Source organism: Lentzea kentuckyensis, from assembly GCF_002150765.1.
GTDB classification, from domain to species: Bacteria; Actinomycetota; Actinomycetes; order Mycobacteriales; family Pseudonocardiaceae; genus Lentzea; species Lentzea kentuckyensis.
This window is the reverse complement of record NZ_MUYM01000196.1, coordinates 150-1,359: the sequence shown is the minus strand read 5'-3', so window position 1 is coordinate 1,359 and position 1,210 is coordinate 150. Positions and strand designations below refer to the sequence as shown.

2 protein-coding genes and 1 pseudogene are annotated in these 1,210 nt (G+C 70.3%); all 3 read right to left on the bottom strand.

What is annotated here, in order from left to right; translation table 11 throughout:
• Window positions 1-251 (bottom strand): annotated as a pseudogene (locus tag B0F77_RS45770) (hypothetical protein); the annotation flags it as partial.
• Window positions 252-269: 18 nt separating this feature from the next.
• Window positions 270-728 (bottom strand): TetR/AcrR family transcriptional regulator, encoded by a 459-nt coding sequence (locus B0F77_RS45765; protein WP_143467282.1) that lies wholly within the window; start codon window positions 726-728, stop codon window positions 270-272.
• Window positions 725-1,210, bottom strand: a 486-nt coding sequence (locus B0F77_RS45760; protein ID WP_245849515.1) for a zinc-binding dehydrogenase, incomplete at its 5' end; no start/stop codon positions are given. The genes B0F77_RS45765 and B0F77_RS45760, both read right to left, overlap by 4 nt.

Below are 1,210 nucleotides of genomic sequence, written 5' to 3'. Positions count from 1 at the left end.
TCGGCACGGCGCCGGGACTCGGAGGCCGCGCGCTGGGCCCGTAAGGAGGCGGTCATTGCGAATGTCGTGCCGGCGAGGAGTCCTGCTCCGAGAAACCCGAACGGCAGCCAGGCCGGCACGAGGATCACGTCGGCCTTGGCGAGTGCGTTGATGCCGTGGCCGAGGACGTAGGCGAACGCGAAACCCAGGTAGGCGGCGCGGTTGTCGACTTCGGTGGACGCGACGGTGGTGCGGATCGCGGTGGCGTTCATGGCGGTACCTCCGGGAAGTCAGATGAGTGACGTGAGCAAGCGTGGTGCGATGGTGATGAACTGAGGTGAGCGGCGGATCGACGCGCGCTGGTCGGCGAGGCCGTGCAGGCCGAGCCACAGCGTCATGGCGCGATCGGAGTCGGTCAGGACGCGGGTGAACAACCGCAGCGCCGGTTCGGAGAGATCGGCCGCACCGAACATCACGCGGTAGCGGCGCGGGTGAGCGATGGCGAAGTCGAGGTAGGCGAGGCCCGCCGCGTAGGCGCCGGGCGCACCGAGAACGGCGGCTTCGAGTTCGTGGAAGGCCCCGTGGCACACGGCCAGCAAGATCGCCGAGCTGTCCGGGAAGAGCGGGTAGATCGACGACGTGGGCACGCCGGCCTCGCGGGACACGGCCCGCAGCGTCACGGCGCACTCGCGGTCGACCAGGGCGGTCGCCGCCGCCACGATCGCTTCACGGCAGCCAGGCATGCTCATGACTCCGGGACGATGACGACCTTGCCCAGCACGGTCCGCGACTCGGCCAGGGCCAGCGCGGAGGCGGCCTCCGGCAACGGGATCCGCGCGGCGATCTGCGGCGTGAGCGCACCGGCGCCGACCAGGCGGAGCAGCCGCGTGAGGTCCTCGCTCAACCGCGCGCGGAACGCGGCCGGGCGGAACCGCTTGCCGGCCCAGAAGTTGTAGAACCCGGCCCGCTTGCCGTTGGGCAGGACGTTCCACAGCATCAGGCGCCCGAACAGCTTCAGCACCGGCAGCATCGCGTTGCCCGGCTCGTCCTTCGTCGCGGCCGAGCCGTAGTTGACCAGCGCGCCGCCCTTGCGCAGCAACTTCCACGACTCCATCAGCCCCGCGCCACCGACGTGGTCGAACACCGCGTCGACACCGTCGGGTGCGATCTCGCGGATCCGGTCGTACATGTTCGGGTCGCGGTAGTCGACGGGAATCGCACCAAGCTCGCG